At 66.5% G+C, this 14153-nt stretch carries 12 protein-coding genes; 2 read left to right on the plus strand and 10 right to left on the minus strand.

Annotated elements, in window-relative coordinates:
- Window positions 1-279 precede the first annotated feature (279 nt).
- The 8 genes from G3N95_RS30410 to G3N95_RS30445 all read right to left on the minus strand — a co-directional run bounded on the left by G3N95_RS30410 (window position 280) and on the right by G3N95_RS30445 (window position 8148).
- Window positions 280-993 carry an ABC transporter ATP-binding protein gene (locus tag G3N95_RS30410; protein WP_205973808.1) on the minus strand — a complete coding sequence of 238 codons (714 nt, stop codon included), beginning with the start codon at window positions 991-993 and terminating at the stop codon, window positions 280-282.
- Entirely contained in the window at window positions 990-1769 is a 780-nt protein-coding gene (locus G3N95_RS30415; RefSeq protein WP_205973809.1) for an ABC transporter ATP-binding protein, read from the minus strand. Before G3N95_RS30415 ends, G3N95_RS30410 begins: the two co-directional genes overlap by 4 nt.
- Window positions 1766-3025, minus strand: a complete 1260-nt coding sequence (locus G3N95_RS30420) for a branched-chain amino acid ABC transporter permease (protein ID WP_205973810.1) — start codon at window positions 3023-3025, stop codon at window positions 1766-1768. Before G3N95_RS30420 ends, G3N95_RS30415 begins: the two co-directional genes overlap by 4 nt.
- Entirely contained in the window at window positions 3018-3968 is a 951-nt protein-coding gene (locus G3N95_RS30425) for a branched-chain amino acid ABC transporter permease (protein WP_205973811.1), read from the minus strand. The genes G3N95_RS30420 and G3N95_RS30425 overlap by 8 nt, the downstream gene beginning before the upstream one ends.
- A gap of 3 nt (window positions 3969-3971) precedes the next feature.
- On the minus strand, window positions 3972-4424 hold the full coding sequence (locus G3N95_RS30430; RefSeq protein ID WP_205973812.1) for a thioesterase family protein: 453 nt from the start codon (window positions 4422-4424) through the stop codon (window positions 3972-3974).
- Window positions 4425-4459: 35 nt separating this feature from the next.
- On the minus strand, window positions 4460-5608 hold the full coding sequence (locus G3N95_RS30435; RefSeq protein WP_205973813.1) for an iron-containing alcohol dehydrogenase: 1149 nt from the start codon (window positions 5606-5608) through the stop codon (window positions 4460-4462).
- A 76-nt stretch (window positions 5609-5684) separates the two neighbouring features.
- Window positions 5685-6716 carry a low specificity L-threonine aldolase gene (locus G3N95_RS30440; protein WP_205973814.1) on the minus strand — a complete coding sequence of 344 codons (1032 nt, stop codon included), beginning with the start codon at window positions 6714-6716 and terminating at the stop codon, window positions 5685-5687.
- Window positions 6717-6918: 202 nt separating this feature from the next.
- On the minus strand, window positions 6919-8148 hold the full coding sequence (locus G3N95_RS30445) for a YbfB/YjiJ family MFS transporter (RefSeq protein WP_205973897.1): 1230 nt from the start codon (window positions 8146-8148) through the stop codon (window positions 6919-6921).
- Window positions 8149-8255: 107 nt separating this feature from the next.
- Between G3N95_RS30445 and G3N95_RS30450 the strand changes: the two genes are divergently transcribed.
- On the plus strand, window positions 8256-9161 hold the full coding sequence (locus G3N95_RS30450; RefSeq protein WP_205973815.1) for a LysR substrate-binding domain-containing protein: 906 nt from the start codon (window positions 8256-8258) through the stop codon (window positions 9159-9161).
- Window positions 9162-9292: 131 nt separating this feature from the next.
- On the opposite strand, the gene alaS is transcribed toward G3N95_RS30450, so the two are convergent.
- Window positions 9293-11917 (minus strand): alanine--tRNA ligase, encoded by a 2625-nt coding sequence (gene alaS, locus G3N95_RS30455; RefSeq protein ID WP_205973816.1) that lies wholly within the window; start codon window positions 11915-11917, stop codon window positions 9293-9295.
- Between the two features lie 305 nt (window positions 11918-12222).
- Between alaS and G3N95_RS30460 the strand changes: the two genes are divergently transcribed.
- Window positions 12223-13443, plus strand: coding sequence for a CaiB/BaiF CoA-transferase family protein (locus G3N95_RS30460; RefSeq protein ID WP_205973817.1), 1221 nt, complete (start codon window positions 12223-12225; stop codon window positions 13441-13443).
- A 129-nt stretch (window positions 13444-13572) separates the two neighbouring features.
- On the opposite strand, the gene G3N95_RS30465 is transcribed toward G3N95_RS30460, so the two are convergent.
- Window positions 13573-14124 carry an alpha/beta hydrolase gene (locus G3N95_RS30465; RefSeq protein WP_205973818.1) on the minus strand — a complete coding sequence of 184 codons (552 nt, stop codon included), beginning with the start codon at window positions 14122-14124 and terminating at the stop codon, window positions 13573-13575.
- Between the last annotated feature and the right edge of the window lie 29 nt (window positions 14125-14153).

Here is a 14153-nt window from a genome sequence, read left to right on the forward strand (position 1 = left end):
CGCGTGAAGCGTAAGAACTGTTGGGGGCCCGCAGGCAGGAACAAGGATTGGCGGTGTGAGCCCGCTTTCTTTGCTTACTTTCTTTGCGGCGGCAAAGAAAGTAAGTGCCGCCCCGCACAGGGGCAACGCCAGCAAACCAGAGACAAACCGCGGATGCCAACGAGAGTGCAAAAGCAAACCGCGGATGCGGGACCCGCGTCGCAAAGGCCTATCGCACGGCGCTTCGCAGACCAGAGAAAGATTGGATCAAACAGCGAACAGAAATGACGCGCTGCGCGATCAGCCCACACCGAGCCATTCCTGCATCACGTCGGCACGGCGCCGAAACGATTCCAGCGTGCCGTCGAACACAATCTCGCCATGTCCCATCACGGCGATCCGGCTCGCGATGCGATCCGCGATCACGAGCCGCTGCTCGATCAGCAGCAGTGAGACGCCGCGCTCGCGCAACAGCTTTAGCGCACCGGCAAGCTGCGCGACGACCTGACCCGCGAGCCCTTCCGCCGGTTCGTCGATCACAACGAGATCGGGATCGCCCAGCAGCGCGCGCGCCACGGACAGCATCTGCTGCTCGCCGCCCGACAACGCCCCCGCTTTCGTGCGTGCGCGCTCGCGCAGCACGGGGAACAGCGTGTGCGCATCGTCGAGCGAGAAGCGCACAGCGCGTTTGCCGTTGCGCGGCTTGATACCGAGTTGCAGGTTCTCACGCACGGTGAGCGTCGGGAACACGTCGCGCTGTTCCGGCACGTAGCCGATGCCGAGCCGCGCGATTTCGAAGGTGCGCTGCCCTTCAAGCGATTTCCCCGCAAAGCACATCGCGCCCTGCGTGCGCACCATGCCCATGATCGCCTTTGCGAGCGTCGAGCGACCCGAACCGTTGCGGCCCGCGAGTGCGACGGCCTCGCCCGCTTCGATCCGCAGGTTCACGCCGTGCAGCGCCTGACTCGCGCCATACCATGCGCACAGATCGCGAATCTCCAACAATGGGGTCATCGCGTGGCCCCCCGCGTCGGCTCGCCGATGTCGCCCACGTCGCCGAGATACGCGGCGCGCACGGCGGGATCGACGCGGATCGCGTCCGGCGTACCCGTCGCGATCACCTCGCCTTGCACGAGCACGCTGATGCGATCGGCGAGACCGAATACGACGTCCATGTCGTGCTCGACCATCAGCAGCGTGCGCCCCGCCGTTGCATTGCGGATCAGTTCGACGGCACGCGCGGCCTCGGCGCGGTTCATGCCCGCCGTCGGCTCGTCGAGCAGCAGCGTATGCGCGCCGCTCGCGAGCGCCAGCCCCAGATCGAGCGCGCGTTGCTCCGCGTAACTCAACGTGCCCGCGATCGCGTCGCGCCGTCCTCCTAGCCCGACCGATTCGAGCACGGCCTCGGCGTGCCCGTCGGCTTCGCGTGTCGTCGTGTAGCGCTGCCACCAGCGCATGCGGTCGCGATTCGCGATCTGCGCGGCACAGCGCAGGTTGTCGAACACGCTGAGCTTCGCGAAGAAACGCGTCGTCTGAAAACTGCGGGCAAGTCCGCGCCGGCAGATCGCGGCGGGCGCGAGTCGCGTGATGTCGGCGCCGTACAGTTCGATGCGCCCCGCGCTCGGCCGCGCCGCGCCCGCGATCAGATTGAAGAGCGTCGACTTGCCCGCGCCGTTCGGACCGATCAGCGCGTGCCGCTCATGCGGTTCGACATGCAGATCGATGCCGCGCAGAATGCGCGTCGCGCCGAAGCGCTTATGGAGGCGGCGCACGGCGATCGCAGGGATCATTCGCGCACTCCCGCAGAAACATCGGCCGCAAGCGCACGATCCCGACGCGCCGCCACGTTCATCGTCAGCCAGCCGATGGCGGCGAGACACGGCACGGCTGCCGCAAGCCAGACAGCATTCATGGAAGCAAAAAAACTCGTGTGCTCTTGCGTGCCGAAACGCCGCGCGTAGGCCCATTGCACCGCGAGCGCGACAGCGAGCGACCACGCGCATGCACTCAAGATGCGACAGGCAAGCCACGGCAGACAGCCCCTCCAGCCGTCGCGCGCGATACGCTCGGCCTGACGCCGCAACCATCCCGCGATGCCGTCAGGCGACACCATCACGACGGCCACGAAGAAGAGCCCGAGATACAGCAGCCACGCGCGCGTCGCGCTCGCCACGACGACGCTGAAAAACGTCAGCACGACGGCGCCCGCGACCGGCCCGAAAAACGCTCCGCTTCCGCCGATCACCGTCGCGATCAGCACCGACCCCGAGCGCAGCATGCCGACGCTTTCCGTCGACACCAGTTCGACATTGATCAGCCCGAGCGTGCCAGCGATGCCCGCAAAAAACGACGACCACACGACCACCTCGTAACGCACGCGGCGCGGATAGCAGCCGATGGCCGCCGCGCGCACCGGGTTGTCGCGCACGGCATTCGCGAGCCGCATGAACGGCGTGCGCGACAGCGCGTACATCGCGATCACGGCGAGCACGCACCATACCGCGATCAACGCATACGCTTCGCGTGCAGGGCCGAACGTGATGCCCGGCAGCGCGATGCCCGACGTGCGGTCGATCGCGACGCCCGCTTCGCCGCCGAACCAGTCCGGCAAGGTCCAGGCCGCGGCGGCAACGAGTTCGCCGATGCCGAGTGTGATCATCGCGAATGCCGTCCCCGAACGGCGTGTCGCGACGAGGCCGTACAGCGCGCCGAACAACGCGCCGCCGATACCGCCCAGCAGTGGCAGCAAGGGCAACGGCAGTCCGAAGCGATTGAACAGTTGCGCGGCGATCAGCGCACCGATGCCCGACGAAGCTGCATGTCCGAACGACAGCAGCCCCGCGCCGCCGAGCAGCAGGTTGTACGACAGCGCGAAGACAATCATCGCGGCCGTCTGCGCGAGCCACGCGACGAGCCAGCTTTGCGTCGACACGCACGGCGGCACGATGAGCAGCAGCGTGAGCGCGGCCCACGGCAGCGCCACGCGCCAGCTCGGCACACGCGAGGAAGCACGCGCCGTGTCGTGTCCGTCGATCTCGTCACGCATCGTCGTCGCGTTGTCCGAAGAAGCCGCGCGCACGAACGGCGAGCATCGCGACCAGCAGCAGATACGGTACGAGCGGCGCAAGCTGCGCGAGCGTCAGCGCGCTCCACGCGGCAGGCAGTGAAGCGCCGGTGTCGCCGCTCAGATCGCCCAGCAGTTCGCCGAGTTGCACATCCGTCGAGACCGCGAAGGTCTGCACGCAGCCGATCACGAGCGACGCCACCAGCGCGCCGCTCAACGACCCCAACCCGCCGATCACGACCACGACGAACACAATCGATCCCACCGATTCGGCCATCGCCGGTTCGACCACGAAGAGCGGCGCGCCGATCACGCCCGCGAGCGCGGCGAGCCCCGTGCCCGCCGCAAAGACCCAGGTGAACACGCGCGGCACGTCATGGCCGAGCGCTTCGACGGCTTGCGGATGCGTCAGCGCCGCGCGCACGATCAGCCCCGCTTTCGACACGCGCAGCATCGCAACCAGCACGATCAGCATCGCGAGCGCGACGGCCATCATGAACGCGCGATAACGCGAAAACGCGAGGCCGTAGACGTCGAACAACGGGCCGTCGAGCGCCGTCGGCACGGCGACGCTCAACGCCTGCAAGCCCCAGACGAGCTTGACGCCTTCGCCGATCAGATAGGCCGCGCCGAACGTCAGCAGCAATTCGGCCAGATGCCCATGCGGCCGCACGCGCCGCAGCAGCCACCGTTCGAGCGCCGCGCCCATCAGCCCGACGGCGAGCGGCGCAACCACGAGCGCCCACCAGAAACCCGCGCGCGCCGCGACGGAAAAACCGACGTACGCGCCGAGCATGTAGAAGCTCGCGTGCGCGAAATTCAGCACGCCGAGCATGCTGAAAATCAGCGTCAATCCCGCCGACAGCATGAACAGCAGCAAGCCGTAGCTCACGCCGTTCAGCGCATCGATCACGAACGACTGCACGCGTCAGTCCGCCTGCGCGGTTTGCACGACGAGCGGTTCGAGCGCGGCACGCAGCGCGTCGGACAGCGCAACCGGGCGGCGCGTCTCGCGATCCACGTAGACATGCACGAAATGCCCTTGCGCCGCGGGTTGAGCGTCGCCTTCCGTGAACAGCCCGACTTCGTAACGCACGCTCGACGTGCCGAGGCGCACGACGCGCAGTCCCGCATCGATGCGGTCCGGGAACACGATCGGCGCAAAGTAGTTGCACTGCGTTTCGACGACGAGACCGATCGTCGTGCTGTGTTCGATATCGAGCGCACCCGTGCGAATCAGATACTCGTTCACGACCGTATCGAAGTAGCTGTAATAGACGACGTTGTTCACGTGGCCGTAGATATCGTTGTCCATCCAGCGCGTGCCGATGGGAAGAAAGTGCGGATAGGCCGTGCGCGGCGCGGGAGCGGGTTTGTTCATGTCGTGTTCGGTTGAATGAATGGGCGGCGTGGCGTCTACATGGACTCCTGAAGCATGCGCCGGTAGTCGTCCGCCGTGGCTTCGCGCGGATTCGTCTTGTGGCAATGATCGGCGAGCGCACCCTTGATCACCTTGTCGAACGCGCTTTCGTCGACGCCCATTTGCCGCAGGCCCGTCGGCAGCCCGAGCCGCGCCGTCATGTCGTGCAGCGCCTGCGCGAGATCGGCATCGTCGGACAGATTCATCACGCGGCGCATGCGCGCATAGCGGCGATTCGCGACCACCGTCTCCGCGCTTTCGTTGAAGTGCAGCACGGCGGGCAGCACGACGGCGTTCAGCGTGCCGTGATGCAGCGACGTGCGTCCGTTGACAGGCACGCCGCCGAGCGGATGCGACAGCGAATGCACGCAGCCGAGTCCTTTCTGGAACGCCATCGCGCCCTGCATCGACGCGCTCATCATGTTGAGCCGCGCGTCGCGGTGCTGGCCGTCGTGCGTCGCGAGTTCGATGTTCGCCCAGGCGCGCTCCAGGCCGTCGAGCGCAATGCCGTCGGCAGGCGGATTGAACGACGGCGCAAGAAACGTTTCGATGCAGTGCGCGATCGCGTCCATGCCGGTGGCGGCCGTCAGCATCGGCGGCAGGCCGAGCGTGAGACCGGGATCGCAGATCGCCGCCTTCGGCAGCAGATGCCACGAATGGAAGCCGAGCTTGCGGCCGTCGTTCAGGATCACGATTGCGCCGCGCGCCACTTCGCTGCCCGTGCCCGCCGTCGTCGGAATCGCGATCAGTGGCGCGGCCTTGTCGGTGATCTTCGCGCTGCCGCCTTCGATGGTCGCGTAGTCCGTCATCGCGCCCGGATGCGTCGCCATGATCGCAACGCCTTTGGCCAGATCGATCGACGAGCCGCCGCCGATGGCGATCAGTCCATCGCAGCCTTCGTCGCGGTAGCGCTGCACGGCCGCCATCACCATCGCTTCCGTCGGGTTCGACGGTGTGTCGTCGAAGATGGGCACGCCGGGCACCTTCAACGCATCGATTGCCTGCTGCGCGACGCCCGCCGCCATCACGCCCTTGTCCGTCACTACCAGCGGCCGTCCGATGCCCGCTCGCTCGCATTCGGCGGGCAATTGCGCGAGCGCATCGTAGCCGAGATGAATGTGCGTCAGATAGTAGATGTAGGCCATGTCGATGCGTCTCCTTTCCTTTGTTATCGCTTGCGGATGACTGGGAACACGACGGCGAACGGCGTTGAGGTCTGTCTCAAGCTGCGCACAGTGCGCGCACTTCGGCGACGAAGCGCTCGACCGTCTCCGGCTGCGTATCCCACGCGCACATCAGCCGGCAGCCGCCCGCGCCGATGAACTCGTAGAACTTCCAGCCTTGCGTGCGCATCGCCTTCGCGACCTGCGGCGGCAGTTGCGCGAATACGGCGTTCGACTCCGTCGGGAACATGATGCTCACGCCCGGAATCTCCGCGAGCCGCGACTCCATCAGCTTTGCCATCGCGTTGGCGTGACGTGCGTTGCGCAGCCACACGTCGTTGTCGAGCAAACCGAGCCACGGTGCGGAAATGAAGCGCATCTTCGACGCGAGCTGGCCCGCCTGCTTAAGGCGATATGCGAAGTCGTCGGCGAGCGCGCGGTCGAAGAACACCACCGCCTCGCCGACGGGCAAGCCGTTCTTCGTGCCGCCGAAGCACAGCACATCGACACCCGCGCGCCACGTGATCTCGGACGGATGCACGTCGAGCGCGGCGACGGCGTTCGCGAAGCGCGCGCCGTCCATGTGGACTTTCAGATGACGCCGCTTCGCGATGGCCGCTATCGCGCGGATTTCTTCCACGCTGTAGACGGTGCCCACTTCCGTCGATTGCGTGAGCGTGACGACCTTGGGCTTCGGATAGTGAATGTCCGCGCGGCGCGTGACGACGGCTTCGATGGCGTCCGGCGTAAGCTTGCCGCCGACGCCCGGCGCCGTCAGCAGCTTCGAGCCGTTCGAGAAGAACTCCGGGCCGCCGCATTCGTCCGTTTCGATGTGCGCGAGTTCATGGCAGATCACCGAGTGATACGACTGGCACAGCGACGCGAGCGCGAGCGAGTTGGCGGCCGTGCCGTTGAAGACGAAGAACACTTCGCAGTCGGTCTGGAACAGAGTGCGCAGGCGGTCGCAGACCTGCTGCGTCCACGAGTCGTCGCCATAGGCCGGCTCGTGGCCGCTGTTGTTGGCGGCGATCAGCGCTTCGAGCGCCTCGGGGCAGATCCCGGCGTAGTTGTCCGACGCGAAATGTTGCATGGCAGGCGGCGCGCCCGGCGATGGGCCCGCGAAGATGACTGGAAAGCGGACATTTTAGTGCGGAGGTGGTGAATTTGTTTCTGGAGGTTGGACGCGGGCCGTGAGATTGGCGGATGACTCTTTTGCGCGGGCTTAGCGAAGCGCCGCGAACCTCTTTGCGCTGCGTGGTCGGACGCGCGCTTTTCGACGCCGGGCGTTTCGCCTAGCCGCGCGGCGCAGGCCGCATCAGCGTCACGGCGACGAGCCCCACTGCGCCGGCCATCAACGCAAACGCCGCCAGCCACAGCGCGGGCGTGAACGAGCCGGTGTGCGCGGCAATCGGCGCGGCGACGAGCGGGCCCGCGATCTGTCCGAGACCGTACGCCGCCGTCGCGTAGCCCATCAGGCCCGCTGCGTTGTCGCCATGCAGCCGGCGCGCTTCGCGCATCGCGAACAGCGTGATCGCCGTAAACGGCAAGCCGATCAGTGCGCTGCCGAGCGCGAAGCCTCCCGCCGTCGGCGACACGATGCCCGCAATGATGCCCAATGCCTGCAGCACGTAGCAGCCGGCCAGCAGCATGCGGTTGTCCCAATGCGACGGCAGACGCGCGCCTGCCAGCGCGCCAGCCACCAGCGCGCCGCCGAACATCGGCCAGAACAGGTCGGGCCAGGGTGAATCGACGGGCAACGCGGCGCGAGCGATCACGGGCAGGAACGTCGCGGTGATGATGTAGCCGAAGCCGGGCACGCCGTAGAGGACGATCAGCCAGAAGGCGTCGGCGCGATGCAGATGTGCATGACCCGCCCGCGACGTGGGGCCCGCGTCCGCATTGATGTTCGGCTTTGCGGTTGCCTGAACCGTCGAGACCGTCCCGAACGCGCGCCACACCAGCGCCACGAGCACGGCCGACACGAGCCCGAAGCCAAGCCAGCCCGCCGTGGCCCCGAGCCCGCCCGCCGCGCTGACCAGCAGACCCGTCCCCGCGATGCCGAAGCCCGGGCCCGTATAGATCACGCCGCCCCATTCGTTCGCGCCCAGCTCGGCGAGCCGCCGCAAGCCCCATTGCGACGCGAACACGAACGTCCACGCGCTCACCGCGCCCGCAACGAAGCGCACCACGGCCCAGACCCAGAACTGGTGCGTGATGCCCATCGCCAGCACCAGCAGCACCGTCGACGCGAGGCCCGTTTTCACGACCCGCGCCGCATCCATGCGCAGCGCCACGCAGCCGATTGCGCCGAGGAAATAGCCGGCGTAGTTGAGCGAAGCGAGCCAGCCGCCGTGTCTGATGTCCAGCTCGCCACCATGCAGCATCAGCGGCAACAGCGGCGTAAAGGCGAAACGCCCGACGCCGAGCGCGACGGCAAGCGCAGCCATGCAGGCGAGCGCGGCGCGACGGGCGTCGCCGGGTGAAGCGCGGTGCGCAAAAGCGCGGGAGGCGAGATCGTTCATCGAGGACATGACATGGCGACAAGGTGCTTTCAGGATCAAATCCTAGCTTGACCAATCAATCTCATAAAATGAATAATACGGATAGATCGAATCTCACGGAGAGATCAATGGATCTTGCCGCCCTCACGATCTTCCGCGCGGTCGTGCGCGAAAACGGCGTGACGCGCGCCGCTGCGAAGCTCAATCGCGTGCAATCGAACGTCACGACGCGTATCAAGCAACTCGAAGAACAACTGGGCACCGAACTCTTCACCCGCGATGGCCGGCGGCTCGTGCTGACGCCCGCGGGCGAAACGCTGCTGCCCTATGCGGAACGGCTGCTCGCGCTCGCCGACGAGGCCCGGCATGCCGTCAAGGACGCGCGGCCGAGTGGCCGGCTGCGGCTCGGCACGATGGAAAGCGTCGCCGCGACCCGGTTGCCCGGCCTGCTCGCGCACTATCACCAGACCTGGCCCGACGTCGCGCTGGAACTGGAGGTCGGGACGACGGGCAAGCTGATCGACCGCGTGCGCGAGTTCGAAGTGGACGCCGCGATCGTCGCGACACCGCTCGATCCCGGCTGGATCGGCGACCTGTTCGAGGTCGAGCCCGTGTTCCGCGAAGAACTGGTGATGCTGACGCCGCGCGGCCATCCGCCCATCCGCCAGGCGAGCGACATCACGCTATCGACGCTGATCGCCTTCGAGGCGGGCTGCGCGTATCGCGTGCACGTCGAGAAGTGGTACATGGATCGCGGCCTGCGGCCGGCGCGCGTGCTGGAACTCGGCTCGTATCACGCGATTGTCGCGTGTGTGGCGGCGGGCGCGGGTGTGGCCGTCGCGCCGCGTTCGGTGCTGGCGCTGCTGCCCGAATCGAACGATATCGTCGTGCATGCGCTCGACGAGCTAGGCAGCATCGACACGCTGCTGGTCTGGCGGCGCGGTCATTTTTCGTCGGCGTTGAATGCACTGCGCGGGATGCTGGTTGCAAGCGGCAACCTGCAGGAGAAAGCGGCGGAAGGAGCGGCCGTCTGAGCGGTTCGCGAGCGCAGCCGTCGCGTGATCGATAAAAAAGCCGCGCGTCGAGGAGACGCGCGGCTTTCCTTTATGCAGATGCGGATGCGGCTGCCAAGCAACCTTTGCGGGGCCGATACCCCGCATTGCGTTTATAGCTGTGCTTCCACCCAGCCCTTCACGCCTGCCAGCGCAGCCGGCAGATTGGCCGGCTCGGTGCCGCCCGCCTGCGCCATGTCCGGACGGCCACCACCCTTGCCGCCGACCTGCTGCGCGACGAAGTTCACCAGCTCGCCCGCCTTGACCTTCTTGCTCGCGTCGGCCGTGACGCCCGCGATCAGGCTGACCTTGCCGCCTTCGACGGACGCCAGCACGATAGCTGCGCTCTTGAGCTTGTCCTTCAGCTTGTCGACCGTTTCGCGCAGCGTCTTGACGTCCGCGCCTTCGAGCGTCGCCGCCAGCACCTGCACGCCGGCTACCTCGATGGCCTGGCCGGCCAGTTCATCGCCCTGGCTCGCCGCAAGCTTCGACTTCAGCGCGCCCAGTTCCTTTTCCAGCGCCTTCACCTGGTCCTGAACCATCGAAATGCGCTGCGTCAGTTCCGAAGGCTGCGCCTTCAGCGCGGCCGCTGCCGCGTTGATGCGCGTATCCAGTTCCTGCACGAAGCGCACCGCGTTGTCGCCCGTGATGGCCTCCACGCGACGGATACCCGCCGCGACACCACCTTCCATCACGATCTTGAAGAAGCCGATGTCACCCGTGCGGTTCACGTGCGTGCCGCCGCACAGCTCGCGCGAAAAACCCAGATCGAGCACGCGTACTTCGTCGCCGTACTTTTCGCCGAACAGCGCCATTGCGCCGCCCTTCACTGCTTCGTCGTACGCCATCACGCGCACGATACCGGGCGCGTTCGCCAGCACTTCGGCGTTGACGATTTCTTCGACGCGGCGAATCTGGTCGTCCGTCATCGGCGCGTTGTGCGCGAAGTCGAAGCGAGTCTTGTCCGCGTCGACGAGCGAGCCCTTCTGCTGCACGTGGCCGCCGAGCACTTCGCGCAGCGCCTTGTGCATCAGGTGCGTGGCCGAGTGGTTGCGCGCCGTGCGTGCGCGGCGGATCGCGTCGATTTCCGCCTTCACCACGTCGCCGACCTTCAGCGTGCCCTGCTCCAGCGTGCCGTGGTGGCCCACGACGTCGGCCTGCACCTTCAGCGTGTCGACGACGCCAAAGCGGATGCTCGCATTCGCGAGCACGCCCTGGTCGCCGACCTGGCCGCCCGACTCCGCGTAGAACGGCGTGTGATCCAGCACGACGACGGCTTGCTGGCCCTTCGTCACTTCGTTGACGGACGCGCCGTCGACATACAGCGCCGTGACCTTCGCGTCGTCGAACACGATCTCTTCATAGCCGTGGAACGTGGTCTTCGCGCCCGTGTATTCGAGGCCCTGCGCCATCTTGAACTTGCCGGCCGCGCGCGCCTGCTCGCGCTGGCGGGCCATGGCTTCATCGAATGCCGGTTCGTCGACCGTGACGCCGCGCTCGCGGCACACGTCAGCCGTCAGATCGAGCGGGAAGCCATAGGTGTCGTGCAGCTTGAACGCGACTTCGCCGTCGAGCGTCTTGCCGCCCTTCGAATCGAGGTCCGCCAGCGCGCTTTCGAGGATCGACATGCCGTGCTCGATGGTCTCGAAGAAGCGCTCTTCTTCCTGGCGCAGAACGTCGGTGACGCGCTGCTCCGCGTCCTTCAGTTCCGGATACGCGCCGCCCATCTGCGCGACGAGGTCGCCAACCAGCTTGTGGAAGAACGAGCCCTTGCGGCCCAGCTTGTAGCCGTGACGGATCGCGCGGCGCACGATCCGGCGCAGCACGTAGCCGCGGCCCTCGTTGCCGGGAATCACGCCGTCGACGATCAGGAACGAGCATGCGCGGATGTGATCGGCGATCACCTTCAGCGAGTTGTTCGTGAGATCTTCAATGCCCGTTTCGCGCGCCGCCGCCTTGATGAGCGCCTGGAACAGGTCGATCTCGTAGTTGCTGTGCACGTGCTGCAGCACGGCTGCGATACGCTCCAGACCCATGCCCGTGTCCACGCACTGCTTGGGCAGCGGCGTCATGTTGCCCTGGGCGTCGCGGTTGAACTGCATGAACACGAGGTTCCAGATTTCGATGTAGCGGTCGCCGTCTTCTTCCGGCGATCCCGGCGGCCCGCCCCACACGTCCGGGCCGTGGTCGTAGAAGATTTCCGAGCACGGACCGCACGGGCCGGTGTCGGCCATCTGCCAGAAGTTGTCCGATGCGTAGCGCGCGCCCTTGTTGTCGCCGATACGGATGATGCGCTCGACGGGCACGCCGACTTCCTTCGCCCAGATGTCGTGGGCTTCGTCGTCTTCCTGGTAGACGGTGACCCAGAGCTTTTCCTTCGGCAACTGGTAGACGCCCGTCAGCAGTTCCCACGCGTAGTGGATAGCGTCGCGCTTGAAATAGTCGCCGAACGAGAAGTTGCCGAGCATTTCGAAGAACGTGTGGTGACGCGCGGTATAGCCGACGTTTTCCAGGTCGTTGTGCTTGCCGCCCGCGCGCACGCTGCGCTGCGCCGTCGTGGCCCGCGAGTACGGACGCGATTCGGCGCCGAGAAACACATCTTTGAACTGCACCATGCCCGAATTGGTGAAGAGCAGCGTCGGGTCGTTGCCGGGCACGAGGCTCGACGAACGGACGATCGTATGGCCCTTCGATTCGAAGAACTTGAGGAATTTCTCGCGGATTTCGGCGGCTTTCATAGCGTGCTTTGGGGACGGTCCTGGCGTGAGCCGACGGCTGCGGAAGGGTTACCGGCCGTCGCAATGGATTGTTTCCTGAACGGTCGATTATACGGGATCGGCGCTCCCGCGCGGCGGCGCGGGCGGCACCGGCCATCCGGCCAGGTCCCCTTCCCGGCAACGCGCCTGGCCCCGCCTGTCATTCGTCCTATGCCGTCAGGCCGGATAGGCCGGCCGCGGCCGATCGCTTAAGATGCATCACATCGATCGAATCGGGCAGCGCCCGTGCGGCGCGTGCCCCACCACATTGGAGACGTAGACAGAATATGGGCGCACTCAGTCATATCCGCGTACTGGATCTCACCCGCGTGCTCGCCGGTCCGTGGTGCGCGCAAACGCTCGCCGACTTCGGCGCCGACGTGATCAAGGTCGAACGGCCGGGCGCCGGCGACGACACGCGCCACTGGGGGCCGCCGTACCTGAAAACGCCTGACGGCGCGGACACGCGCGAGGCCGCCTACTATCTCGCGGCGAACCGCAACAAGCGCTCCGTGACCGTCGACATCGCCACGCCCGAAGGCCAGCAGATCGTGCGCGAACTGGCCGCACAAAGCGATGTCGTGCTGGAGAACTACAAGGTCGGGCAACTGAAGAAGTACGGGCTCGACTACGATTCGCTGAAGGCCGTGAAGCCGGACATCATCTACTGCTCGGTGACGGGCTTCGGCCAGACGGGGCCGCACGCGCAGCGCGCGGGCTACGACTTCATCATCCAGGGCATCGGCGGCTTCATGAGCATCACGGGCGAGCGCGACGACCTGCCTGGCGGCGGCCCGCAGAAAGCGGGCGTCGCGATCGCGGACCTGATGACGGGCATGTACTCGTCGGTGGCCGTGCTGACGGCGCTCGCGCACCGCGACCGGACGGGCGAAGGCCAGTACATCGACATGGCGCTGCTCGATGTGCAGGTCGCGATGCTCGCCAACATGAATTCGAATTTCCTTGCGAGCGGCAAGCCGCCCGTGCGCTGGGGCAACGCGCACGCGAACATCGTCCCCTATCAGACGTTCCAGACCAGCGACAGCTGGATCATCGTCGCCGTCGGCAACGACGGGCAGTTCCGCAAGTTCGTCGAAGCGGGCAACCGCGCGGGCCTCGCCGACGACGACCGCTTCGCGACCAACCCGGCGCGCGTGCGCAATCGCGAGACGCTCGTGCCGATCCTCGCGGAGATGGTCCGCACGCGCAGCAAGCACGAATGGATCGAAGCACTCGAAGCCGCGGGCGTGCCGTGCGGCCCGATCAACGATCTGGAAGAGGTGTTCGAGAACGAACAGGTGGTCGCACGCGGCATGCAGGTGCAGTTGCCGCATCCGTCGGGCGGCACGGTCAAGCTGGTGCGCAATCCCATCCGCATGAGCGCGACGCCGCCCGAAGCACAGGCGCATCCGCCCACGCTAGGCGAACATACGGAAGCGGTGTTGCGTGAGGTGCTTGGTTACGGCGACGAGCAGATCGACGGGCTGCGGGGCCGGTCGGTGATCTGACGCGTTGCAGCGCTGAATGTGCCGGCGGCGTGCAGGCCGTGGCGACGAAGCTTCGGCCGCCGCCTGCTGCGCGCGCCACGCGTGACTCGAACACGTGACTCACACGCTTGACTCGCGGACGCGTTTCACTCACGCCATCGAAGCCAGCCACCTCTGCCCTTCGTCCCAGTCGCCGAGGCCGCTGTCGGCGTTGATATGACCTCGCGGGCCGATGCTCTCCCAGCGGCTGCCCCACGCCGCCGCGCAGGCCTGCGAGAACGGCACGCCGCCATACGGGTCATCGGTGCTCGCGACGACGATCGTCGGAAACGGCAGTTTCAACATCGGCACGTCGTCGAAACCGGCTGCATCGGCGGGAAATCCGGCGCCGGCCGGATCGGGCACGGCGACCAGCAAAGCGCCCGCCACTTTCGCGAGCGCGTCCTTCGAAGCATGGCGCGCGGCCCAGAACGCGACCGTCAGGCAGCCAAGGCTGTGCGCGGCGAGCAGAACGGGGGCTGTGGCAGCGGCAATCGTCGCATCGAGCGTGTCGCACCATTCTTCGCAGACGGGATGATCCCAGTCGCGCATCGGCGCGCGCGAAAAGCCGGGATACCGCGCTTCCCAGCGGGTCTGCCAGTGCCCGTCGCCCGAGTTCATGTAACCCGGCAACACGATCACGCTCTGCTGCTTCAATGTCATTCGATTCCCCGCTTTTGTGTGTTCATGGA

The sequence above is a fragment of the Paraburkholderia sp. Tr-20389 genome, assembly GCF_017104565.1.
Taxonomy (GTDB): domain Bacteria; phylum Pseudomonadota; class Gammaproteobacteria; order Burkholderiales; family Burkholderiaceae; genus Paraburkholderia.